The organism is Acidovorax sp. (assembly GCF_046339755.1).
Lineage (GTDB): Bacteria > Pseudomonadota > Gammaproteobacteria > Burkholderiales > Burkholderiaceae_C > Acidovorax.
Window position 1 is genome coordinate 30,742 of sequence record NZ_JBKDTZ010000015.1, and the last position, 20,762, is coordinate 51,503.

Here is a 20,762-nt window from a genome sequence, read left to right on the forward strand (position 1 = left end):
GATAGAGTGGCTGCCGTCCTTGTCCATACCGAAGGGTTCTTCCATGAAACACCGGCTCCTGCCGTTGGCCGCGTTGCTCACCAGCCTGGCCTTCTCTGCCCATGCCCAGACATCGGCATCCCCCCTGGCCCAGCGCGTTCTGGCCCTGTCCGATGCAGCTGAGCCCCAGGTGATCGCTTGGCGCCGCCACATCCACCAGCACCCTGAGCTGTCGTACGAAGAGGTGCAGACAGCCGCCTACATCGCGGCCGCGCTGGCCAGGATGCCCGGCATCGAAGTGCAGACCGGCATTGCCAAGACCGGCATCAAGGCCGTGCTGCGCGGCGGCAAGCCCGGCCCCGTGGTGGCCCTGCGCGCCGACATGGACGCCCTGCCCGTGCAGGAGCGCAACGACCTGCCCTTCAAGTCCACTGCGCGCGCGCAGTGGCGCGGCAACGAGACACCTGTGTCCCACGCCTGTGGGCACGACACCCATGTCGCCATGCTGCTGGGCGCCGCGCAGGCACTCTCCCGCGTGCGCAGCGAACTCGCGGGCACGGTGGTCTTCCTGTGCCAGCCGGCCGAGGAACTCGGCCCCGGCCCCGTGCCCAGCGGCGCCAAGGCCATGATGGAGGCCAAGGTGCTCGACAACCCCAAGGTCGACGTCGTGATGGGCCAGCACATCAGCGCCCGCGCACCCGGCAACACCCTGGCCTACCGCGCGGGCAGCTTCATGGCCAGCGGCGACGTCTTCAACATCAAGCTCCAGGGCAAGGGCGGCCACGGCTCCTCGCCCTGGACGGCCAAGGACCCCACGCTCACCGCGGCCGAGATCGTGCTTGCGCTGCAGGGCATCATCAGCCAGCAGATCGACCCGCTCGACGGCCCCACCGTGGTCACCGTGGGCCTGCTGCAAAGCGGCAACCGCGTCAACATCCTGCCCGACACGGCCGAGATCGGCGGCACCGTGCGCTCGCTCTCGGCGCGCAACCAGAAGGTGGCGCACGAGAGCATCCGCCTCAAGGCGCAGAAGATCGCCGAGAGCGCGGGCCTCACGGCCGAGGTCACCATCGACACCGGCTACGAGGTCGTGGTCAGCGACCCCAAGATCACCGCCGCCCTGGCGCCGGCGTTTGCCGCCGCGGCCGGTGGGGCCGACAAGGCGAAGGAGGTGCCGCCTTCCATGGGCTCGGAAGACTTCGGCTCGTTTGGCGGCAGCGGCGTGCCCGTGGTGTTCTGGAACCTCTATGCCTCGCCCTTCGGCGACAAGTCGGGCGCTCCCAACCATTCGTCCGAATTCGTGATCGACGAAAAGGCGCTGCGCATCGGCGTGCGCGCCCTCACCAGCGCCACCCTGGCGTACATGGCGCAGAACCCTGCTGCCAAGCGCTGACCGCTGCGGTCCCTTCGCAAACAGCCCATGCCGGGGGGGCCTGCATGGGCTGTTTTTATTGGGAGCATGCAATTTTCTAGGTACAAACCCTGAATTCGCAGAATCCGTGTCGAATTTGCAGGCCACCGACCGTCGTGGAGGATGAGCGCAGAGATTTCTTCCTTCTGCGCAGCAACCGCTTCCAACGACAGGAGATCCGCCATGCGATTCATGATTCTGGTCAAAGCCAGCCCCGAGAGCGAAGCCGGCGTGCTGCCCGGCGAGGAACTGCTGGCCGCCATGGGCGCCTACCACGAGGAGCTGTCGCGCGCCGGCGTGCTGCTCGATGGCGTGGGCCTCAAGGCCAGCAGCCAGGGCTGGCGCGTGCGCTATGGCAGCGGCGGCCAGCGCACGGTGGTCGACGGCCCGTTTGCCGAGACCAAGGAGCTGCTCGCGGGCTACACGCTGATCCAGGTGCGCTCGCGCGAGGAAGCCATGGAATGGGCACGCCGCTTTCCCAACCCGCGCGGCGAGGGGCTCCCGGCCGAGATCGAGGTGCGCCCGGTCTTCGAGCTCGACGACTTTGCCCAGGGCGAAGGCGTGCAGCGCTTTCGCGACCTGGACGCCAGCCGCGCCTGAGCCCCGGAGGACCCCATGCTCAAGACCATTGCCCTCACCGCACTGGCCGCCGTGGCCCTGCTGCTGGCCTACGCGGCCACCCGCCCCGACAGCTTCCGCGTGGAGCGCAGCCGGGTGATCGAGGCCCCGCCCGAGCGCGTGTTCGGCCTCATCCAGGACCTGCGCCGCTTCAACACCTGGAACCCCTACGAGCGCAAGGACCCGGGCGCCAAGGGCGAGTACAGCACCACCACCGCCGGTCCCGGCGCGCGCTATGCGTGGCGGGGCGACAAGGTGGGCACGGGCAGTATGGAGATCACCGAGGCCACGGCCCCCGCCCATGTGGGCATGAAGCTCGACTTCGTGGCCCCGTTCGAGGCGCACAACCGGGCGGACTTCACGCTGCAGCCCCAAGCCGGCAACGCCACCCGCGTCACCTGGGCCATGCACGGCCCGGTGCCCTACCTCGCCAAGATCATGCACCTGTTCTTCAATGTGGACAGCATGGTCGGCAAGGACTTCGAGGAGGGCCTCGCCTTCCTCGCGGCCGAGGCCGCCAAGTGATCCCGCTGGGGCGCCTCGTTCCCTGCATTCCCCGTCCGTTATCCCTTATCGTTCCACTACCTCAGGAGACCGCCATGCAACACCAGATGATCTTCGTCAACCTGCCCATCAAGGACATGGGCCGCTCGCAAGCCTTCTTCCGCGCGCTGGGCTACGACTTCAATCCCCAGTTCACCAACGAGCAGGGTGCCTGCCTGGTGCTGGGCGAGAACCTGTTCGTGATGCTGCTCGTCGAAGAGTTCTACAAGACCTTCACCGACAAGGCGATAGCCGACGCGAGGAAGACCTCCGAGGTACTGGTCTGCCTGTCGGCCCAGAGCCGCGAGGAGATCGACGCCCTGGTCTCCAAGGCCATCGCCGCCGGCGCCACCGCACCGCGCCCACCGCAGGACCATGGCTTCATGTACGGCCATGGCTTCGACGACCTGGACGGCCACACCTGGGAATTCGCCTACATGGTGGACGCCAGCAAGGCGCTGGGCTGAGCACCATGGGCCTGCCCGACCCCGATGCGCTGCACCGCACCATCGAATCGGTATGGCGCATCGAGGCGGCCCGCATCATCGCCCGCGTGGCGCGCATGACGCGCGACGTGGGCCGGGCCGAGGAGCTGGCGCAGGATGCACTGGTCTCGGCCCTGGAGCACTGGCCCGCCGCCGGCCTGCCTGACAACCCCGCCGCCTGGCTCATGACCACCGCCCGCAACCGCGCCCTCGACCACCTGCGCCAGCAGGCCATGCAGGCGCGCGAGCACGAGGCCCTGGGCCATGACATGGAGGCGCTGGAGGCGCAGTACGCGCCCGACTTCGTCGACGCCCTGGACGCCGCGCGCCAGGACGACATCGGCGACGACCTGCTGCGCCTGATCTTCACCGCCTGCCACCCCGTGCTCTCCACCGAGGCGCGCGTCGCCCTCACGCTGCGGTTGCTGGGCGGCCTGTCCACGGTGGAGATTGCGCGCGCCTTTCTCGTGCCCGAGGCCACCGTCGCCCAGCGCATCGTGCGCGCCAAGCGCAGCCTCACGGCCGCGCATGTGCCCTTCGAGGTGCCGGGTGCGGCCGAGCGCGCGCCGCGCCTGGCCTCGGTGCTCGAAGTCATCTACCTGATCTTCAACGAAGGCTATGCCGCCACCGCCGGCGACGACTGGGTGCGCCCGGCGCTGTGCGGCGAGGCCCAGCGCCTGGTGCGTGTGCTCGCCGGCCTGGCGCCCGACGAGCCCGAGGTGCAGGGCCTGGTGGCGCTGCTGGAGATCCAGGCCTCGCGCCTGCCCGCGCGCACCGATGCCGGAGGCCGCCCCGTGCTGCTCATGGACCAGGACCGCTCGCGCTGGGACCACCTGCTGGTGCGCCGGGGCCTGGCTGCGCTCGACAAGGCCGAGCAACTGGCCCGCGCCGGCCACCCCTGGGGGCCGTACGCGCTGCAGGGCGCCATCGCCGCCTGCCATGCGCGCGCCCGCCGCGCCGAAGACACGGACTGGCACCACATCGTCGCGCTGTACGACGCCCTGCTGCAGGTCTCGCCCTCGCCCGTGGTCGCGCTCAACCGTGCGGTGGCCGTGGGCATGGCCGACGGACCCGCCGCGGCCCTGGCCCTGGTGGATGCACTGGGCGCCGACCCCGCCCTGCGCGACTACCACTGGCTGCCCAGCGTGCGCGGCGACCTGCTGGCCAAGCTGGGCCGCCACGGTGAGGCGCGCACCCAGTTCGCGCACGCCGCCACGCTCACGCGCAATGCGCAGGAACAGGCGCTGCTGCTGCAGCGCGCCGCGCAATGCGGCACGTGACAGAGGCGGGTGTTTCACGTAACGTGCAGGCTTCCAAGGAGCGACCTCCATGCACCCTGCGCCCACGCCCCCGTTCCCGCTCGAAGGCGGCTGCGACTGCCACCACGTGCGCTACCGCATGGAGACCGCGCCGCTGTTCGTGCACTGCTGCCACTGCCGCTGGTGCCAGCGCGAGAGCGGGGCCTCGTTCGCGCTCAACGCCATGATCGAGGCCGACCGCGTGCACCTGCTGGGTGGCACGCCCGTGCTGGTGGATACGCCGTCGGAAAGCGGCCTGGGCCAGAAGATCGCGCGCTGCCCCCACTGCCATGTGGCGCTGTGGAGCCACTATGCGGGCGCGGGCCCGGTGGTGTCCTTCGTGCGCGTGGGCACGCTCGATGAGCCTGACCACCTGCCGCCCGACATCCACATCTTCACGCAGTCCCGGCAGCCCTGGGTGGTGCTGCCCGAGGGCGCGAAGGTGGTGCCCGAGTACTACGAGCGCGAGGCGCACTGGCCGCCCGAGAGCCTGGCGCGGCGCCAGGTGCTGCTGCCCCGGATAGCGGCTTACCGCGCCGCGAAGGGTTTCGATCCGCTATAGCCCCGCAGGCGGTCCGCGTTGGCCAGGTCGGCGATGGGCGAGAGCAGCGCCCGGTCGAAGTCCTGCAGGGTCTGGCCCGAACGCACGCGCTGCGGCCAGTCCGCATGGGTGAGCGCCCCCCGGCCGAGCGAAACCAGATCGGCCTCGCCACGCCCGACCATTCCAGCGGCCGCGGCGGGCGTGTGCAGCGAGCCGTTGGCGATCACCGGCACCGCTCCGTGCCGCTTCGCGAGCGCTGCAAGACTGGGGCCTTCTCTAAAAGCCGGTTGCCAGGCTTCGAACTCGGTCGTGTGCAGATAGTCGAGAGGGGCTGCCGACAAGACCGCGAACACGGTAGCCGCCTGTGCCTCGCCCCCGGGCCATTGGTGCGTGAAGTCGTTCACCTTGCCTTGAGAGACGCGGTATCCGACCACGAATCCGGGTCCCACCGCGCGGCGCACTGCATGGATCGTCTCGACGCCAAGGCGCAAGCGCTGCTCCAGCGAGCCACCGTAGCCATCGCCGCGGTGGTTGGTGTATCCGGTGAGGAACTGATCTAGCAGGTAGCCGTTTGCACCGTGGATTTCCACGCCATCGAAGCCGGCTTGCCTGGCGCGCAGCGCTGCGGCGGCAAACCCGGCGACGATTTCCTCAATCTCTGCAAGCGACAGTTCCTCAGGCGTCCTGTAAGCGCCCTCGCCCCGGTAGAAGCCCATCTGCAGGCCCTTGGGCTGCACCGCGGAAGGCCCCTTGGCGACAGTCCGGTGGGGATTGCCCTGCGAGATCGCACCGGCGTGCATCAGCTGGGCCACGATCCGGCCGCCCGCAGCATGCACCTGGTCCGCGACGGGCCGCCATGCCTCCTGCTGCGCGCCGTCGGTGAGGCCGGGCTGGAACAGATAGCCCTGGGCGTATGCCCGGTCGGTGTAGATGCCTTCGGTGATGACGAGCCCGAAGCCACCGCGGGCGAATGCGCCGTAGTACTCGGCCATGCGGGCCGTGGCACGGCCATCGGCCGTGGCGCTGACCCGCGTCATCGGCGCCACCGCCAGGCGGTTGGCCAATTGCAGCGGGCCCAGAGCGACCGGGGACAGGAGGGTCGCCGCATCCATCTCAGCCTCCCTCCGCGGGGGGCACGACGGCAATGGCCTCGATCTCGATCATCGCCTCGGGCGTGTAGAGGGCGCGGATCTCGGCGATGGTGTCGGCAGGGTACGGGGCCGCAAAGAACTCCCGGCGCAGGGCCACGACGTCGTCGAAGTGGCCCATGTCGGTCACGAAGATCGTGACCTTGACGATGTCCTTCAGGCCGGCGCCGCCGGCCTCCAGGGCCCGGCGCAGGTTCGCGAAGGCCTGCCGGCCCTGCGCCAGGAATCCGCCCGGGACGATCTTTCCATCCTGGCCGGCGCCGGCCTGCCCGGAGATGAAGAGCCAGCCGTTGGCCTTGATGCCCTGCGACAGCAGGAAGGGTTCATAGGGGTCCGGGTGGGTGATGACGCGCTCGATCATGGTTGATTTCCTTTCATCTGAAGCCGGGGCCACTGCAGCCCCGATGTGAGGAAGATAAGGACTGGCGGTGCTTTCGACAAAGGTTCATTTCTCAGCGGTAAGATGAAATGAAATCATCCATGGCAGGCGAAAAGCCTGCGCGCCATCCATGTCCATGCACCGACGATCCCTGCCGCTATCGGCCCTGCGCGCCTTCGAAGCGGCTGCCCGCCTGGGCAGCTTCAAGGCCGCGGCCGAGGAACTCGCGGTCACGCCAACAGCGGTCAGCCACCAGATACGGGGCCTGGAGCAGCAGCTGGGCGCGCCCCTTTTCAGCCGGCAGGTCCGCCGGGTGGTGCTGACCGAGCCGGGCATGCAGCTGTACCCGGTGCTGCGCGATGGCTTCGACGCGTTCCAGGCCTCGCTGGAGCGGCTGGCGCAGGCACGGCAGCGGCCGCAGGTGGTGATCTCGGCCACCAACGCGTTCACCGCCCGATGGCTGTTGCCGCGCATGGCCGACTTCCGTGCCCGGCTACCGGGCATCGACCTGCAGCTGCAGGCCTCGGACGATCCCGTGGATCTGCGTTCGAGCGCGGTCGACATCGCCATCCGCTATGGCCGGGGGCCCTATCCCGGCCTGGCGGTGGAGGCCCTCTTCACCGACGATTTCGCACCGGTGGCGAATCCGCGGCTCGGGGTGCGCTCGACCGACGACCTGGCGCGGTGGCCCCTGATCTACTTTGCCTGGCGCCGGCCCCGGCCGGAGAATCCGACCTGGGAGCGCTGGTTCGCAGAGGCCGGGATGCGGGAGCTGGCGCCGGCGGGCACCTTGCGCTTTTCGGACGAAGGCCATGCCATCCAGGCGGCGATCGCCGGGCAGGGCATTGCGCTGGTGAGCCAGGCAATGGTGGCCGAGGAACTGGCGTGCGGCAACCTGCACCAGCCTTTCGGGCCGGGCATCGCCGGCCACACCTACCACCTCGCCATCAGCGACGAGCGTGCGCCATCGCCGAGCACGCAAGCCGCCATGGCATGGCTGAGAAGCCAGGCGGCAAGTCTTCGGGGCTAGGGCTCGGAGCTAGCGTTCGGACGGCCCGCGCTTCCTGCGCGGCAGGTGCTTCCAGGAGGGATGGGTGGCCGGCTTGGGCGCAGCCCCCAGCGCCGCGCGCGCGAGTGCATCGGCCTCGGCATTGCGGTGGCGCGGTATCCACTGCACCTGCGCGGTGGTGAATTCGGCCAGCAGGCTGCGTGCGGCCGCATACAAGGGCGCCAGCCGCGCATGGGCGGCGGCCGGTGTGGCCGCCATCTGCTCCACCAGCAGGCTGCTGTCACTGTAGACCTGCACGGTGGCGGCGCCCCGCGTGCGCGCCTCACCGAGGGCCAGCACCAGGGCACCCAGCTCGGCCTCGTTGTTGCAGCCGGTGGTGTGCGTGGCCTGCGACAACCGGTGGCGGGTGCCGTCGGGCGCCACCAGCACGGCACCCAGGCCCATGCGGCCGGGGTTGGGGATGGCGCTGCCATCGCAGTGGATGGTCCAGGGCGCTGGCAGGTCCATGGCGGAACGGTGGCCGCGCTTACTCGGGCTGGCGGTAGTACGCCTCCACCTTGCCCGTGAGCTTGATGATGAGCGGCTGGCCCGTGCGGTCCAGCGTCTTGCCGGCAGGCACCTTGACCCAGCCTTCGCTGATGCAGTACTCCTGCACGTCGTTGCGGTCCTTGCCGTTGAAGCGGATGCCGATGTCGTGCTCGAACACGGCCGGCACATGGTGCGGGCTGCGCGGGTCGGCGGACAGGTGGTCGGGCAGGGGTGGGGTATCGGTCATGGAAATCGTGTGAAGAATGGGGTCAATGCAGGCGCGTATTTTCGTTGATCCGCCGCATGCCCGCGCCGGCAAAGGGAGGGTTGCGGGCTGGGGATCAATCAGCCGGCGGCCGGAACCGCGGGCGCGGCATGCTGCGCGAGCAGCTTGCCCACGCCCGGCCTGGCGCAGCGCTGCAGCGCCATCAGGAGTGCGTGGCCGGGTTCGGCCACGCCCCAGCGCTGGCGCAGGTCGTGCTGCATGCGCGCCAGCAGTTCGGCGGCCATCTCGGCGTCGGCCAGCGCCCGGTGGGCCCGGCCGGTGCGCGGCAGGCCGTGGTAATCCACCAGCGAGCCGAGCTTGTGGCTCGGTGCCTCGGGGTACAGCCGGCGCGACAGCAGCACCGTGCACGCGAACGGGTGCGGCGCGGGCACGCCGGCCAGGGCCAGCTCGGCCTGCCAGAACTTGCTGTCGAAGGCGGCGTTGTGCGCCACCATGGGCGCATCGCCCACGAAGCGGGCCGCGTCCTGCATCACGCCGGCCGCTTCGGGCGCGGCGTTCACCATGGCGTTGGTGATGCCCGTGAGCTGGGTGATGAAGGCGGGGATCCAGGCGCCGGTCTTCATCAGGCTCTGGTAGCGGTCCACCAGGCGGCCGTCCTCCAGCAGCACGATGGCCACCTCGGTCGCACGCGCGCCCTGGCCGGGCGAGACGCCCGTGGTTTCAAAGTCGATGACGGCGATGCGGGACATGGGGCCTGGAGGATAAACCGAAGCCCTTGCCCCGTCCCGGGCCCAGGGTTTGCGGCCCTGCCAGGCGGGCTTCAGGCCGCCGTATAGGTGTAGTCCACCGGCACGGTGCGCTCGTAGACCGTCTGGCTGGCGGCGTTCTTCATCACCAGCCGGACGCTGCCGAGCTTGCCGGGGTCGATGACGGTGAAATGCCTGGCCACGACCCCGGTGCCCACCTGCCTGCCCGTGGTGCCCTCATAGGTCATGTTGGCCTGCGTCTCGGGGATGACCCAGATATCGAGGCCTTCTTCGGTGTTGATCGTGTAGGCGACGTCCACGTCGATGCGGGTGCCGGCCTTGACCACGGCCGGGGAGGGAATGGACACCTTGATGCCGGTGATCTCCGAGCCCTTGCCATCGTTCAGCCACTCCTCGTCGACCTCGGCCTGTTCGTAGGTGAAGTCCACCGCCAGCGCCTGGTTGAAGACCTCCACGAACTCCTGGTTCTTGGCCACGATGAACAGCTCGCGCACGCTGCCTGCCTGCGTCAGGTGCACGCGGCGGTTCACTTGTCCGCTGCCGGGCTCTAGGCAGTCGCGCGAGCCCTCGTAGATCGAGTCGTAGGTGGTGTCAAGGATCTTCACCCATACATACAGGGGCTCCCGGGGCGCGCTGTAGCGGTAGTTCAGCGTCACGGTGATGGGGGTGTTGGCCTGCAGCACACTGCCCGAGGGCGGGTCGATGCGCACTCCGGTGATCTTCAGGTCGGTGCGGGTGGTGTCCTGGCGCCTGGCGCGCCGCACAAAGTAGACGACCAGCCCGATGGCCACCAGTCCCGCGATGGTGATGTAGACGTTTTCCACGGTGAATTGCCCCTCAGGGTCCGCACCTCGCTGTTGGTATGGATGGGGCGGTGCGTGGTGCCCCGGGGCAAATTATGGTGGTGGTCGACCAGGGGTCAACAGCGGGGGTGTGCGAGGAAGAAGCGCAGCATCTCCTCGGTGGCCGACACGCCCCGGGGATCGGTATGGCTGCCGCGCGCATCGCCGCCGGCCCAGGCGTGGCCGCCACCGTGCAGCACCCAGTGCTCTGCCAGCGTGGTACCGCCGCTCTGGTACAGCTTGCGCGTATAGCCCTGGCCTTGGGCCGACCGGCCGGTGGTCACCGCAGGGCGTACCTCGCTCTCGGCTGCGGCCAGTGCGGTCTCCACCAGTTGCTCGCCATTGCGGGCATGCACGGTGGCATCGGCGTCGCCATGGAAGACGATCAGGGGCAGCGCCGTGCCCAGCTGGATGACGGGGGGCGTGGTCGTCGCGAACGGGCTGGTGCTGGCGGCCTTGGCGCCGGTCTTCATCGCCGAGAGCGCCGCCATCACGTTCTGCGCCGCACCGGCCGCCAGGCCCGAATGCACGCCCACGGCAGCAAACAGGTCGGGGTACTCGCGCGCCAGCAGCGCCGCCATGGCACCCCCGGCCGACAGGCCCGCCACATACACGCGCCGTTCGTCGACCGGGTGGCGCGCCATCACCTCGCGCACCATGGCCACCAGCGTGGCCGGCTCGCCATTGCCGCGCCGCTGGTCCTCCGGGCGGAACCAGTTCCAGCAGGCCTTGGGGTTGGCGCTGGCCGACTGTGCGGGGTAGAGCACCAGCGCGCGGGCCGCCCCGGCGGCTTCGTTCATGCCGGTGCCGGTGGCGAAGTCCTTGGGGTCTTGCGTGCACCCGTGCAGCATGAGCACCAGGGGCATGGGCGTGGCGGCGTCGGCGCCCGGGGGCACGTAAAGGTAGTAATGGTCCTGCGGCGCGCCCGCGCGGGAAAACGCCACGCGCGTGAAGTGGCCGGGGGGCTGCGCCGGGCTGGGCGCCGGCCTGCTGCGCAGGGGCGCCTCGGCCGCAGGGGCCGTGTCCGCGCCCTCCTCCACCAGGTCGATCACCTCGGCGTCTTCGATGCCGGCCTGCGCATAGCGGTTGCGCCAGCTGGGGCCGGCCGGGGCCGCAGGTGTGGCGGGAGGCGGCGAACCCGGCTTGGCACCCTGCCCGCCGCCAGCGCCGCCCAGGGCCTGCTGGATGGCGCGGGTGGCATCGGCCAGCTGGCCCTTGCGCACCAGGTCGGTGGCATTGCCGAGAATGTGTTGGAGGTTGTGGTTCCAGTCCATGGGGGTCCTTGGGTTCTGCGGATAGGGCATGCGCCGTTCATGGCACAGCCGCCCAGGGGTGGCCGGTGCCGTCGGTTTTTGTCTCGGGATGCCGCCGCTCGAAAGGGCCGGTCTGGATTAGAAGAACGCGAAAGAAATCGCCGCTTTGGTGCTATGGGGCACCCGCCACGGAGGGCGTCGTTTGTCTCAGCCGATGCGGCCGGCCAGTGCCGCCTTGACGGCCGGGCTGGCGTGGAAGGCCCCCAGCACGGTGACCGAGGCGATGGTCGCCTGCGCCAGCTCGGGCGGTACGTCGTCCTCGATGCTGGCCAGGCCCAGCACGCGGATCTCCAGCGTCTGGCCGGCGGCCTGGATGGTCTCCAGGTCGGTGCGGCCAAAGCGCTGCAGGCCCAGCACCAGCATCTTGCGTGCCACCACCTGGCGCACGGCCTCGTTCTGGGTGCTCAGCTGGTTGCGGATCGCGGTGCGGATGAAGTCGGTGCGGTTGGCGTAAAAGCCCTCGGATACAAGCAGATCGATGTGCCCCAGGTCCACATAACCGAGGTTGATGGTGATCTTTTCGGAATCGGGGACCTTGTTGCGCAAGGCCAGTGAGGTGCTGGGAGTGGAGTTCATGGGGTACCTTCTGGCCATCTTGTGCCATCCATATGGATGGTAAATGGATGGTGTTCTGGTCTTTTCAAGGGTGGGCCATCCAAAAGAAAGAGCCCAAGGGGCCCTTTCTGGTGCGTTGCTGCAGAGCGGCGGGATCAGCCCGCGCCGCGGCTGCCCCCGCCACTGCTGCTGCCCGCACCGCCCTGGCGCGATTGCCCCTGGTTGCCGCTGCCCAGGTGGGTGTCACGGTCCCCACGGCTTTCCGGGGTCCTGCGGCCCTGGTTGGTCTGCGTGGCGGCCTTGTCGCCGGTGCTGTTGTGGGCATGGGCCACCTTGCCCGTGTCCTGGTCGGCGCTGGCGCCGTGGTCCAGGTCGTCGTTCCTGTTGTCCTTGCTGCTCATGGCGATCTCCTTGGTTCGGGTTGAACGGTGGTGCTGCAGCGGTTCAGGACAGCGTCAGTTCCTTGTGCTCGCCCAGGTCGCGCGGCTGCTCGCCGGTGATGGCGGCCTTGGCCATCTTGAACAGCTGCACCATCTTGCTTTCCTTGACGTCCCAGTACTCGGCATGGCCGATGCGCACCGCCAGCAGGGCCAGGTTGGGGTCGGTGTGGCCTGCGGGGAACCAGGCCTTGGCCATGGGCGACCACAGGGCCTCCTTCTGTGCCAGGTCCTCGACGAAGCTGGCCTGGCCCGACAGGGACACATAGCTGTCGTCGCCGGGATCGGCGTAGGACACGTTCACTTGGCCATCGGTCAGCAGGCGGCCATACAGCTCGCCATTGCGCGGGATGAAGAAGTACAGCAGCGACTGCTCGTCAATGCTGCGGTTCTGCGTGGTCAGCGGGTGCGCATGCAGCATGCCATTGGCGTGGCGGTGCGTGAGCATGCCGAATTTGATGTCCTTGATCAGCTTCCAGAGCGTCTCGCGGGCGGGGGTTTCGTGTTGCATGGGGGTGCCTCCGGCGGGTGGTGAATCGGTAAAAATTCACTGTAGGCCGCCGGGAGGTGCGCAGGCGTCGGTCTCGGGCCCGGCTTGCGTAGGGCGTTTGTCCGACAGCGCTCAGCGCGGCCTGCGCTGCTCCAGCGCAAATGGGGGCAGACCCTTGAGCAGGCGTTGCCCGTACGAGGTGTTCATGAGCCGCTTGTCGTAGCAGTAGACATGGGCCTGGTCTTCCTCGGTGCGGATGGCGCGGCCCACCCATTGGGCCAGGCGGATCGCGGTGGCCGGCACCACCAGTTCGCTGAAAGGGTCGCGCCCCACGGCGCGCAGCCATTCGGCGCGGGCCTCGCCCACGGGGTCGTCGGGCGGGGCGAAGGGCAGCTTGGTGATGAACACCGACTCGCACAGCCGCCCCGGCAGGTCCAACCCCTCGCCGAAGGACTGCATGCCGAAGATCACCGAGGGCTGCCCGTCGGCCACGCGCTCGCGGTGGCGCTTGAGCAGCTGCGTGCGCGGCAGCGCGTTCTGCACCAGCACCACGCTGCGCATGGCAGTAGGCAGGGCATCGACTGCCTGGCGCATCTGTTCGCGCGAGGTGAACAGCACCAGCGCGCCGTATTCCACGTTGGCGATGTCGTAGAGCAGCGCCTCCACCATCTCGGCCGTGAACTGGGCCGCGTTCTTCGGGTCGGCGTGGGTCTCGGCCGCGATCAGCGTGCCCTGGGCGGCATAGTCGAAGGGGCTCGGCACCTCCAGCGTGGTGGCGGCCGCGTCGCCGTGCAAACCCGACTCGCGCAGGAAGAATTCGAAGTGCCCGCAACTGGTAAGCGTGGCCGAGGTCAGCACCGCGCCGCGTACGGCGCTCCACAGGTGGTTGCGCAGCGTGGTGCCGGGCAATATCGGGCTGGCATGCGCCTTGACGACGATGAAGTCGCCCTCCACCTCCAGCGTGAACCACTTGGCCGCCGGCACCGCGCCCTCGGGCGCATCCTGCAGCAGCAGCTGGGCGGTGGCGTGCAGCTCCTCCAGGCGCGGCGCCAGCATGCCGATCTGCGCGTACAGGGTGGACAGGCGGCGCGCCTCGTCGGGCTTGTCGCGCATCTCGGCGCGCAGCGCCTTGGAGATGGCGCGCAGCGCTTCGAGGAAACCATCGGCACTCGCGGCCAGCAGCCCCAGCGGTGCGAGCAGCGGCTGCGGCAGTTCGCCGCGCGGCACGCGCACGCGCGCCGGGCCCCAGGCGTCCCGCTGGCTCTTGAGGGCCGGGCCGTACACGTCCATCACGATGCGTGCCAGGTCCTGCAGGGTCTGGCGCAGCTGGCCCGAGTGCTTGGGGATGTCGGCGATCTCTTCGACCTCCAGCAGCGCGCCGATGCGCAGGCCCCGGCTGGCCAGGCGCTCGATCCAGGTCACGCGGCTCAGGTCCATGCTGCAGGCGAACTGGTCCAGCGCCGTCGCGGGCAGGTGGTGCGCCTCGTCCAGCACCAGCAGGCAGTTGTCCAGTTCGGGCAGCACGCGTGCGCCCAGGGAGGACAGCAGCAGGTCGTGGTTGGCCACGATCACCTGGGCGCCGACCAGCTCCTTGCGCTTGTCGTAGTAGGTGCACTGGCTGAAGGCCGGGCAGTGCTTGCCGGTGCAGGAGGCGCCCTCGGCCGCCACGGCGCTCCACACCTCGGGCTCGGGCGGCGTGTCCAGGCTGTCGCGGTCGCCGTCCCAGGCGCCCTTGGCCAGGGTTTGCGACATGGCGGAGTAGAACTGGATGCGCGCCTCGGTCTCCTGGCGCGGGCGCTTGGCGCGCGCGGCGGCCTCTTCCTCGGCGAACAGGTCGTCTTCGGGCTCCTCCTCGGCTTCGCCGGTGCCGGCCAGGCCGTCGAGCTTGAGCTTGCAGACATAGCGGCCGCGCCCCTTCGCCAGCGCAAACTTGAAGGGCTGGGGCAGCAGCTTGGCCAGAGCGGGCAGGTCCTTGTTGACCAGTTGTTCCTGCAGCGCCACCGTGGCGGTGGATATCAGCACCCGCGTGCCGCGCGACAGCGCCATCGAGATCGCGGGCGCGCAGTAGGCCAGCGACTTGCCCACACCGGTGCCGGCCTGGATCACGGCGATCGACCGGGTGGGTGCGGCCTCGCCTGCTTCCTCGTCCACCTTGCCCAGCGTGGCATGGCCGAAGGTTTCTGCCACCTGCGCGGCCATGCGCCGCTGCCCCCCGCGGCTGCGGAAACCCGGGGTGGCCTGCACCACCGCATCGAAGGACTGCAGGGCCGCCTGGGCCCACTCTGTGGAAGACATAAGGACGAGAGTGTGGCATATGGTTGGGCATACAGTGTTTTGCGACCTGGGCATCCTGTCGTGCAGATGGGGAATGGGCCTACACCGTGGTGCACCTGGCTCTCCTAGGATGGGACAACGACCCACCAGCGCCCCTGTGGCGCCAAGGAAGCACACATGCCCACGACCGCCGATCCCCGCACGACCGAAGCCTCGGTGGATACCACCAAGCGCCAGTCCGCCGCCACCCCCACCCGCGGCGACGCCGATGCGGCCAACGCCGCCCAGGAAGAAAACCCCAAGCTGCCGCACGAGCGCGACCAGTCGGTGGACATGACCCATGGCAAGCCCGACGCCCAGGTACAGCAGGCCTACCGCGACGTGCAGCGCGGCCTGCAGGACACGGACCGCGGTCCCCCGGCCGACAAGGCCTACCAGAAGCAGAAGTAGCCTGGCCCGCTCCGCGCAGGCCGCCCTGCCGGTGTATGCGCCAGAACAACACCCTGGAAACGCGCGTCGGGTGCGGGCGTTGCTGTGCGCCATTCAATGGTTGCCAGCGCAACCCATTCCCCTATACTGAAAAGCACTGAAACGGCACCCCCGTGCGAAAGCCGGGCCCGCAAAGTCACCGGTCTACCGGTACCGAGAGCATGTCTCGGCACCCACGACAGCGGGACTGCCACGTTGAAATCCAGGGTTGCTCAGGGAAACCGCCGTCTCAGTGGTCATCACACCCAACCGAGAGGCCGCCCCAGCGATGCAACACCGCCCAGGTCCCGCACTCGCCGTTTCTGCTCCTGATCTTCCTGCTTCGAGCGCGGGCGGGGCCATCCATGGCCGCCTTCACGGGCGCCATCCTGCTGCACAGGGGGCTTGACGGATATGGGCGACGGGCTGGTCATCGGTACCCAGGACATTGCGCAGAAGGACCAACTGGTGCTGCGCGCCCTGGTGCGCCTGCTCGACGGCGGCGTGAACATCCGTGCGCGCTTCAGCGAACAGCTGGCCGAGTGCAATGTGGTCTTCGTCCCCAGCCACTGGCCCTACCGCTTCCATGCCCCCTGCATCACGGTGCGCTTGCTCGACCCCGCCGACACCGGGGCGGCGCTGGAGCAGACCGCCGACCTCACCGTGGCCACGCCGCTGCGCATGAGCAACGTGATCGCCGTCCTGCAGTCGGCCACCCAGCGGGTGCACGGTGCCACGCAGTTCGACCCGGTCAAGGGCCAGCGTGCCCTGTTCGATCTGCTCGCCGAGCGCACCCGCACTGCGGAACGCCGCCGCGCCGTGGTGCCCGTGAGCGGCGGCCAGCAGATCGTCTTCGACTTCGTGCAGCAGCTGGTGCATACCTCCATGCCCCTGGAGGTGCTGCTCTCGGGCGCCTACACGCTGGGCGAGCCGCACCGCGTGAGCCCGGTCGAGGAAGAGCTCATCCGCTCCGTGCCCGCGCACAGCCTGCGCCACGTGCTGTGGAGCCTGGCCATGCGCCTGGCCGAGAGCCGTGCGGGAGCACCCGCACGCCCTGGCTGGTACCGGCTGCTGCGCTGGCCCGATGCCATCGGCCTGTCGTCCGCCGGGCACCCGCGCCTGGCGGCGCTGCTCACCAGCCGGGCCCTGAGCTGCGAGCAGCTGTGTGCCAAGAGCGGCGTGCCCGAAGCCACGGTGCGCTGGTTCCTCGAAGCCAGCCTGGCCCTGGGCCTGGCGGTGGAGGAGAGCGCGCCTGCGGTGGCTGCCGCCGCCGCTGTGGCAGCCCCGGTGCCGGCGGCCAAAACCCCTGTTCCTGCCGCCGCCCCCGCGGGCTGGCTTGGCAACCTGCGAGAACGGCTCAAGCTATGGTGACGCCCTCTTCCTCCGCGCCTGCGGTGTTTGCAGGCGGTTCCCGCGATCTCAAGATCGTGTTCACCGGCCCCATGGGCGCCGGCAAGACCACCGCCATCCAGGCCATCAGCGATGGCCAGGCCCTGTCCACCGACGTGCCCATCACCGGCTGGTCCGAGCTGCCCATGCCCGGCAAGACCATGACCACCGTGGGCCTGGACTACGGCGAGTGCCAGATGGATGGCGGCCAGTGGAAGCTCAAGCTCTTCGGCACGCCCGGCCAGGAGCGCTTTCGCTTCATGTGGGACATCCTGGGCGCGGGCGCCTTCGGCCTCATCGTGCTGGCCGACAACTCCCAGCACGACCCCATTGGCGAGGTGGCGCGTTACCTCCAGGCCTTCGCCCCGCATGTGCCGGCGCGGCGCACCGTGGTGGGCGTGGGCCGGCTGGACACCCATCCCTCGCCCTGCATCGCCGACTACTGCGAGCAGCTGGGCGCCCTGGGATACAACCCCCCGGTGCTGGAGGTGGACGTGCGGCGCGATGCCGACGTGCGCCTTTTGCTGTCGGTCCTGGTGAGCATGGCGGAGATCGAACATGAGTAGCAGCAATATCGGCGGCACCCCTGGCCTGGTGCCTGTCGCCACGTCCTTGCGACTGGTCACCATTGCGCAGCTGGCCGGGCTGCTGGGCGAGCTGCAGCGCGGCACGCCGGGCATCCTGAGCGCCACGCTGGCCAGTGCCGACGGCTTCACCGTGGCCTCCACGCTGTCCGACAGCCAGGACGCCGACAAGCTCTCGGCCATGTCCGGCTCGCTCAGCGCGCTGGCCGGCGCCATGACGCGCGAGGCCGGCCACAGCGCGCCCGAGCGGCTGATCCTCGAATCGGGCAGCGGCCACATCGTCTCGATGAACCTGCCTGTGCCCTCGGGCGACCTGGTGCTCACCGTGGTCACCAACGAATCCTCGCTGCTGGGCAAGCTGCTGTGGAGCTGCCGCAACACCGCCGACCAGGTGGTGGCCGCCTGCACCACGGCGCCGCAGCCGGGCTGAGCCCCTTCCATTGCCGTTCTCGTTCCCTGTTCTGTTCCACCACCACCACCGGAGACCCCGCCATGGCATTGACCCCCAAAGAACTCCTGAACCAGCTGATGCAGACCGAGGGCGCGATGTGCGCCGCGCTGGTGGACTACAACAGCGGCATGCTGCTCGAATCCGTGGGCAGCGGCATGGACCTGGAGCTGGCCGCCGCCGGCAACACCGAGGTGGTGCGCGCCAAGATGAAGACCATGAAATCGCTGGGCATGCAGGGCGCCATCGAGGACATCCTGATCACGCTGACGCACCAGTACCACATCATCCGCCCCGTGGAAAAGCACGACGGCCTGTTCATCTACTACGTGCTGGACCGCAGCCGCGCCAACCTGGCCATGGCGCGCCGCAAGGTGCTCGAAGCCGAGTCGCAGACCGCTATCTGAGCACCGTCAGGCGCCGCGCGTGAACCAGCGCGGTACCTCGGGCAAGGCCTGCTCCAGCGAGCCCAGCACGGCCAGGCAGGCCTGCGCAACCTCGGGTGCGGGCTGCAGCAGGTCGGGCACCACCACCAGGCCCATGCCCGCGGCCAGCGCCGCGCAGGCGCCATTGTGGCTGTCCTCGAAGGCCAGGCAGCGGGCCGGGTCCACCCCAAGCCGCCCGGCTGCCAGCGCATACAGCGCCGGGTCGGGCTTGCCGCGCAGTACCTCGTTGCCCCCGGCCACCGCCGCGAAATGCGGCAGCACGCCCACGCGCGCCAGGCGGTGCGTGATCTCGTCGGTGCGCGATGACGAGGCCACGGCGCAGGGAATGCCAGCGGCCTGCAACTGCGCGAGCAGCGCGGCAGCGCCGGGCTTGAGCGGGAACAGCAGCCTGTCGCCCTCGACCTCTTCCAGTGCGGTGCGCACAGCCCCCATGGCCTGCTCGAACGGAGCGATCCCGCCCAGGAGCGCCTGCAGGATGGCATGCGAGTCCTGTGCCGCCTTGCCCACCACCTGCAGGTAGTCGCTCTCGCGCAGCTCCACGCCCAGCGCCAGGGCCGCCTCGGTCCAGGCGCGCAAGGTGGCGCGTTCGGAATCGATGAGCAGGCCGTCCATGTCGAAGATGGCGGCGGCGAAGGGTGGCGGGGGCATGCCGCTCAGCCGCGCTCGCGCAGCGCCCGCTCGATGCGGTCGCGCCGCACCGTGGTCTTGGGCACCTTGAACGGGAACCACATGCGCACGTCCTCTTCGAGCCCGATGCCGTGCATGTAGTTGTAGATGGCCTTCTTCAGGCCGGCGCCCAGCGCGTCGTGGTCCACGCCCGTGGGGTCGACGAAGGCCACGTCGTTCTTGGCGAAGTCGCCCGGCGGCAGCGGCGCCAGGGTGACGCCGTATTCCTCGGGGTTCTTGCCCACGGGCGAGTGCACGGTGCAGGCAAAGCGGTGGAAGAAACCGCTCTGGATGCATCCGTTGGCGAACAGCTGGCGCACGTATTCGAGCGCGTCCACCGTGTCCTGCACCGTCTGCGTGGGAAAGCCGTACATCAGGTAGGCGTGCACGAGGATGCCCGCGTCGGTGAAGGCCCGCGTCACGCGCGCCACCTGGTCCACCGACACGCCCTTCTTCATCAGGTTCAGCAGCCGGTCGGACGCCACTTCCAGCCCGCCCGAGATGGCGATGCAGCCGCTGTCGGCCATCAGGCTGGCGAGCTCGGGCGTGAAGGTCTTCTCGAAGCGGATGTTGCCCCACCACGAGATGCCCGTGTTGCGCGCGATGAGCTCGGTCGCCAGGGCCTTGAGCGACTTGGGCGGTGCGGCCTCGTCGACGAAGTGAAAGCCGGTCTGCCCGGTCTCGCGCACGATGGCTTCGATGCGGTCGGCCAGCACGGCGGCCGAGGCGCCTTCGTAGCGGCTGATGTAGTCCAGGCTCACATCGCAGAAGCTGCATTTCTTCCAGTAGCAGCCGTGCGCCACGGTGAGCTTGTTCCAGCGCCCGTCGCTCCACAGCCGGTGCATGGGGTTGAGCATGTCCAGCAGCGACAGGTATTTGTCCAGCGGCAGCCCGTCCCAGGTGGGTGTGCCCACCTCGGCGAAGGCGATGTCCGCCTCCTGCATGTTGATGTAGCGCACGGCGCCCGTATCGGCCTCGCGCACGAAGGTGCGCACCAGGCGCTGGCGCCCGCGTTGGCCCTGCACATGCTCCAGCAGCGCCAGCAGCGGGCGCTCGCCCGCGTCGAGCGCCACGTAGTCGAAATGGTCGAACACGCGCGGCTCGGCCAGCTCGCGCAGCTCGGTGTTCACAAAGCCGCCGCCCAGCACGGTGACGATGTGCGGGTGCACGGCCTTGATCGCCTGCGCGATGCGGAAGGCCGCATACACAGCCCCCGGAAAGGGCACGGACAGCAGCACCACCGTGGGCGCATGGCGCTCCACTGCGGCCAGGGCCAGCGTGCGCAGGGTCTCGTCCACCAGGTTCAGGGGCTCGGCCAGCGCGGCGGCCAGCGGGTCGAAGGTGGGCTGGCTGCCCGCCAGCGACTCGGCATAGCGCACGAACTCGAAGCGCGGGTCCACCGCGTCGCGCAGCACGTCGGCCAGGTCGTTGAGGTACAGCGTGGCCAGGTGCTTGGCGCGGTCGTGCAGGCCCAGGGCGCCGAAGGCCCAGCCCAGCGGGTCGCCGCCCTCGTCGTCCACATAGACGTCGAGCGTGGCGAAGCGCGGCCCCTCGGGCAAAAAGTTGCGCCCCACGATGCGGTGCGCCAGCGTGGTGTCGCGCCCCTGAAGGAAGGCGATGGTGGGCGCGATGGTGGAGAAATACCGCTCGCGCTGCGCCGCGAAGGCCTGCACCGCGGGGCTGTGCTTCTTCGCGGGCAGCGCATCCACCTTGGCGGCCACCGCGCGCAGGCCCTCGGGCGAGAGCAGCTGCAGCACCAGGGCCAGCGCCAGGTCCTCCTGCACCGCCGTGATGCCGCGCGAGCGCAGAAAGCCCGTGAGGTAGGCGGTCGATGGGTAGGGCGTGTTCAGCTGCGTCATCGGCGGGATGACGGACAGGACGCGAAGCGGTGGGACGGCGGACATGGTGGGGGCGGACG

Annotated in this window: 25 protein-coding genes and 1 riboswitch; of the genes, 12 read left to right on the forward strand and 13 right to left on the reverse strand. The window is 69.4% G+C overall.

Annotated features, from left to right (window positions below):
• Positions 1-43: 43 nt before the first annotated feature.
• The 6 genes from ACK59X_RS01600 (at position 44) to ACK59X_RS01625 (ending at position 4,896) form a co-directional block, all read left to right on the forward strand.
• Positions 44-1,372, forward strand: coding sequence for a M20 family metallopeptidase (locus ACK59X_RS01600; protein WP_409954695.1), 1,329 nt, complete (start codon positions 44-46; stop codon positions 1,370-1,372).
• 201 nt (positions 1,373-1,573) lie between these two features.
• Entirely contained in the window at positions 1,574-1,990 is a 417-nt protein-coding gene (locus ACK59X_RS01605) for a YciI family protein (protein WP_409954696.1), read from the forward strand.
• A gap of 15 nt (positions 1,991-2,005) precedes the next feature.
• Positions 2,006-2,533, forward strand: a complete 528-nt coding sequence (locus tag ACK59X_RS01610; RefSeq protein ID WP_409954697.1) for an SRPBCC family protein — start codon at positions 2,006-2,008, stop codon at positions 2,531-2,533.
• A 74-nt stretch (positions 2,534-2,607) separates the two neighbouring features.
• Entirely contained in the window at positions 2,608-3,018 is a 411-nt protein-coding gene (locus ACK59X_RS01615; RefSeq protein WP_409954698.1) for a VOC family protein, read from the forward strand.
• Between the two features lie 5 nt (positions 3,019-3,023).
• Positions 3,024-4,316 carry an RNA polymerase sigma factor gene (locus tag ACK59X_RS01620; protein WP_409954699.1) on the forward strand — a complete coding sequence of 431 codons (1,293 nt, stop codon included), beginning with the start codon at positions 3,024-3,026 and terminating at the stop codon, positions 4,314-4,316.
• Positions 4,317-4,365: 49 nt separating this feature from the next.
• Positions 4,366-4,896 (forward strand): GFA family protein, encoded by a 531-nt coding sequence (locus ACK59X_RS01625; RefSeq protein WP_409954700.1) that lies wholly within the window; start codon positions 4,366-4,368, stop codon positions 4,894-4,896.
• Here ACK59X_RS01625 and ACK59X_RS01630 read toward each other — a convergent pair.
• Complete coding sequence (locus ACK59X_RS01630) at positions 4,863-5,987, reverse strand: NADH:flavin oxidoreductase (protein WP_409954701.1); 1,125 nt, start codon at positions 5,985-5,987, stop codon at positions 4,863-4,865. The two genes, ACK59X_RS01625 and ACK59X_RS01630, sit on opposite strands and share 34 nt — an antisense overlap.
• A 1-nt stretch (position 5,988) precedes the next feature.
• Positions 5,989-6,384, reverse strand: coding sequence for a RidA family protein (locus ACK59X_RS01635; protein ID WP_409954702.1), 396 nt, complete (start codon positions 6,382-6,384; stop codon positions 5,989-5,991).
• 154 nt (positions 6,385-6,538) lie between these two features.
• Here ACK59X_RS01635 and ACK59X_RS01640 point away from each other — a divergent pair, with 154 nt between their 5' ends.
• Complete coding sequence (locus ACK59X_RS01640) at positions 6,539-7,432, forward strand: LysR substrate-binding domain-containing protein (protein ID WP_409954703.1); 894 nt, start codon at positions 6,539-6,541, stop codon at positions 7,430-7,432.
• Positions 7,433-7,441: 9 nt separating this feature from the next.
• Here the strand turns inward: ACK59X_RS01640 and ACK59X_RS01645 are convergent, their stop codons facing one another.
• From ACK59X_RS01645 to dinG, 9 genes are all read right to left on the reverse strand, one after another.
• Positions 7,442-7,918 carry a ribonuclease HI family protein gene (locus tag ACK59X_RS01645; RefSeq protein ID WP_409954704.1) on the reverse strand — a complete coding sequence of 159 codons (477 nt, stop codon included), beginning with the start codon at positions 7,916-7,918 and terminating at the stop codon, positions 7,442-7,444.
• A 19-nt stretch (positions 7,919-7,937) separates the two neighbouring features.
• Positions 7,938-8,186, reverse strand: coding sequence for a DUF3297 family protein (locus ACK59X_RS01650; protein ID WP_409954705.1), 249 nt, complete (start codon positions 8,184-8,186; stop codon positions 7,938-7,940).
• 98 nt (positions 8,187-8,284) lie between these two features.
• Positions 8,285-8,914, reverse strand: a complete 630-nt coding sequence (locus ACK59X_RS01655) for a PolC-type DNA polymerase III (protein ID WP_409954706.1) — start codon at positions 8,912-8,914, stop codon at positions 8,285-8,287.
• A 71-nt stretch (positions 8,915-8,985) separates the two neighbouring features.
• Positions 8,986-9,756 carry a hypothetical protein gene (locus tag ACK59X_RS01660; RefSeq protein WP_409954707.1) on the reverse strand — a complete coding sequence of 257 codons (771 nt, stop codon included), beginning with the start codon at positions 9,754-9,756 and terminating at the stop codon, positions 8,986-8,988.
• A gap of 95 nt (positions 9,757-9,851) precedes the next feature.
• Positions 9,852-11,048, reverse strand: a complete 1,197-nt coding sequence (locus tag ACK59X_RS01665) for an alpha/beta hydrolase family esterase (protein ID WP_409954708.1) — start codon at positions 11,046-11,048, stop codon at positions 9,852-9,854.
• Between the two features lie 186 nt (positions 11,049-11,234).
• A complete protein-coding gene (locus ACK59X_RS01670; RefSeq protein ID WP_409954709.1) occupies positions 11,235-11,663 on the reverse strand; it encodes a CopG family transcriptional regulator in 429 nt (142 codons plus the stop codon).
• Positions 11,664-11,797: 134 nt separating this feature from the next.
• Positions 11,798-12,043, reverse strand: a complete 246-nt coding sequence (locus ACK59X_RS01675) for a hypothetical protein (RefSeq protein WP_409954710.1) — start codon at positions 12,041-12,043, stop codon at positions 11,798-11,800.
• 43 nt (positions 12,044-12,086) lie between these two features.
• Complete coding sequence (locus tag ACK59X_RS01680) at positions 12,087-12,590, reverse strand: pyridoxamine 5'-phosphate oxidase family protein (RefSeq protein ID WP_409954711.1); 504 nt, start codon at positions 12,588-12,590, stop codon at positions 12,087-12,089.
• Between the two features lie 111 nt (positions 12,591-12,701).
• Positions 12,702-14,864 carry an ATP-dependent DNA helicase DinG gene (gene dinG, locus ACK59X_RS01685; RefSeq protein ID WP_409954712.1) on the reverse strand — a complete coding sequence of 721 codons (2,163 nt, stop codon included), beginning with the start codon at positions 14,862-14,864 and terminating at the stop codon, positions 12,702-12,704.
• A 156-nt stretch (positions 14,865-15,020) separates the two neighbouring features.
• Here dinG and ACK59X_RS01690 point away from each other — a divergent pair, with 156 nt between their 5' ends.
• The 5 genes from ACK59X_RS01690 (at position 15,021) to ACK59X_RS01710 (ending at position 18,139) form a co-directional block, all read left to right on the forward strand.
• Positions 15,021-15,293, forward strand: a complete 273-nt coding sequence (locus ACK59X_RS01690; RefSeq protein ID WP_007861770.1) for a hypothetical protein — start codon at positions 15,021-15,023, stop codon at positions 15,291-15,293.
• Positions 15,294-15,426: 133 nt separating this feature from the next.
• Positions 15,427-15,527, forward strand: a riboswitch (cyclic di-GMP riboswitch).
• A 189-nt stretch (positions 15,528-15,716) separates the two neighbouring features.
• Positions 15,717-16,682, forward strand: coding sequence for a hypothetical protein (locus ACK59X_RS01695; protein ID WP_409954713.1), 966 nt, complete (start codon positions 15,717-15,719; stop codon positions 16,680-16,682).
• Complete coding sequence (locus ACK59X_RS01700; protein ID WP_409954714.1) at positions 16,679-17,266, forward strand: GTP-binding protein; 588 nt, start codon at positions 16,679-16,681, stop codon at positions 17,264-17,266. Before ACK59X_RS01695 ends, ACK59X_RS01700 begins: the two co-directional genes overlap by 4 nt.
• The gene (locus ACK59X_RS01705; protein ID WP_409954715.1) at positions 17,259-17,714 is read left to right on the forward strand and encodes a roadblock/LC7 domain-containing protein; all 456 of its coding nucleotides are present in this window, start codon (positions 17,259-17,261) and stop codon (positions 17,712-17,714) included. The genes ACK59X_RS01700 and ACK59X_RS01705 overlap by 8 nt, the downstream gene beginning before the upstream one ends.
• Before the next feature lie 62 nt (positions 17,715-17,776).
• Complete coding sequence (locus tag ACK59X_RS01710; protein ID WP_409954716.1) at positions 17,777-18,139, forward strand: hypothetical protein; 363 nt, start codon at positions 17,777-17,779, stop codon at positions 18,137-18,139.
• Positions 18,140-18,145: 6 nt separating this feature from the next.
• Here ACK59X_RS01710 and ACK59X_RS01715 read toward each other — a convergent pair whose 3' ends face one another.
• Positions 18,146-18,826, reverse strand: a complete 681-nt coding sequence (locus tag ACK59X_RS01715; protein WP_409954717.1) for an HAD family hydrolase — start codon at positions 18,824-18,826, stop codon at positions 18,146-18,148.
• Between the two features lie 5 nt (positions 18,827-18,831).
• Positions 18,832-20,748 carry a B12-binding domain-containing radical SAM protein gene (locus tag ACK59X_RS01720; protein ID WP_409954718.1) on the reverse strand — a complete coding sequence of 639 codons (1,917 nt, stop codon included), beginning with the start codon at positions 20,746-20,748 and terminating at the stop codon, positions 18,832-18,834.
• Positions 20,749-20,762 lie beyond the last annotated feature (14 nt).

What these genes read in the sequence shown, in the direction of transcription:
- ACK59X_RS01600 (WP_409954695.1), top strand. Translation starts at nt 44, where the DNA reads ATGAAACACCGGCTCCTGCCGTTGGCCGCGTTGCTCACCAGCCTGGCC.
- ACK59X_RS01605 (WP_409954696.1), top strand. Translation starts at nt 1,574, where the DNA reads ATGCGATTCATGATTCTGGTCAAAGCCAGCCCCGAGAGCGAAGCCGGC.
- ACK59X_RS01610 (WP_409954697.1), top strand. Translation starts at nt 2,006, where the DNA reads ATGCTCAAGACCATTGCCCTCACCGCACTGGCCGCCGTGGCCCTGCTG.
- ACK59X_RS01615 (WP_409954698.1), top strand. Translation starts at nt 2,608, where the DNA reads ATGCAACACCAGATGATCTTCGTCAACCTGCCCATCAAGGACATGGGC.
- ACK59X_RS01620 (WP_409954699.1), top strand. Translation starts at nt 3,024, where the DNA reads ATGGGCCTGCCCGACCCCGATGCGCTGCACCGCACCATCGAATCGGTA.
- ACK59X_RS01625 (WP_409954700.1), top strand. Translation starts at nt 4,366, where the DNA reads ATGCACCCTGCGCCCACGCCCCCGTTCCCGCTCGAAGGCGGCTGCGAC.
- ACK59X_RS01630 (WP_409954701.1), bottom strand. Translation starts at nt 5,987, where the DNA reads ATGGATGCGGCGACCCTCCTGTCCCCGGTCGCTCTGGGCCCGCTGCAA.
- ACK59X_RS01635 (WP_409954702.1), bottom strand. Translation starts at nt 6,384, where the DNA reads ATGATCGAGCGCGTCATCACCCACCCGGACCCCTATGAACCCTTCCTG.
- ACK59X_RS01640 (WP_409954703.1), top strand. Translation starts at nt 6,539, where the DNA reads ATGCACCGACGATCCCTGCCGCTATCGGCCCTGCGCGCCTTCGAAGCG.
- ACK59X_RS01645 (WP_409954704.1), bottom strand. Translation starts at nt 7,918, where the DNA reads ATGGACCTGCCAGCGCCCTGGACCATCCACTGCGATGGCAGCGCCATC.
- ACK59X_RS01650 (WP_409954705.1), bottom strand. Translation starts at nt 8,186, where the DNA reads ATGACCGATACCCCACCCCTGCCCGACCACCTGTCCGCCGACCCGCGC.
- ACK59X_RS01655 (WP_409954706.1), bottom strand. Translation starts at nt 8,914, where the DNA reads ATGTCCCGCATCGCCGTCATCGACTTTGAAACCACGGGCGTCTCGCCC.
- ACK59X_RS01665 (WP_409954708.1), bottom strand. Translation starts at nt 11,048, where the DNA reads ATGGACTGGAACCACAACCTCCAACACATTCTCGGCAATGCCACCGAC.
- ACK59X_RS01670 (WP_409954709.1), bottom strand. Translation starts at nt 11,663, where the DNA reads ATGAACTCCACTCCCAGCACCTCACTGGCCTTGCGCAACAAGGTCCCC.
- ACK59X_RS01675 (WP_409954710.1), bottom strand. Translation starts at nt 12,043, where the DNA reads ATGAGCAGCAAGGACAACAGGAACGACGACCTGGACCACGGCGCCAGC.
- ACK59X_RS01680 (WP_409954711.1), bottom strand. Translation starts at nt 12,590, where the DNA reads ATGCAACACGAAACCCCCGCCCGCGAGACGCTCTGGAAGCTGATCAAG.
- dinG (WP_409954712.1), bottom strand. Translation starts at nt 14,864, where the DNA reads ATGTCTTCCACAGAGTGGGCCCAGGCGGCCCTGCAGTCCTTCGATGCG.
- ACK59X_RS01690 (WP_007861770.1), top strand. Translation starts at nt 15,021, where the DNA reads ATGCCCACGACCGCCGATCCCCGCACGACCGAAGCCTCGGTGGATACC.
- ACK59X_RS01705 (WP_409954715.1), top strand. Translation starts at nt 17,259, where the DNA reads ATGAGTAGCAGCAATATCGGCGGCACCCCTGGCCTGGTGCCTGTCGCC.
- ACK59X_RS01710 (WP_409954716.1), top strand. Translation starts at nt 17,777, where the DNA reads ATGGCATTGACCCCCAAAGAACTCCTGAACCAGCTGATGCAGACCGAG.
- ACK59X_RS01715 (WP_409954717.1), bottom strand. Translation starts at nt 18,826, where the DNA reads ATGCCCCCGCCACCCTTCGCCGCCGCCATCTTCGACATGGACGGCCTG.
- ACK59X_RS01720 (WP_409954718.1), bottom strand. Translation starts at nt 20,748, where the DNA reads ATGTCCGCCGTCCCACCGCTTCGCGTCCTGTCCGTCATCCCGCCGATG.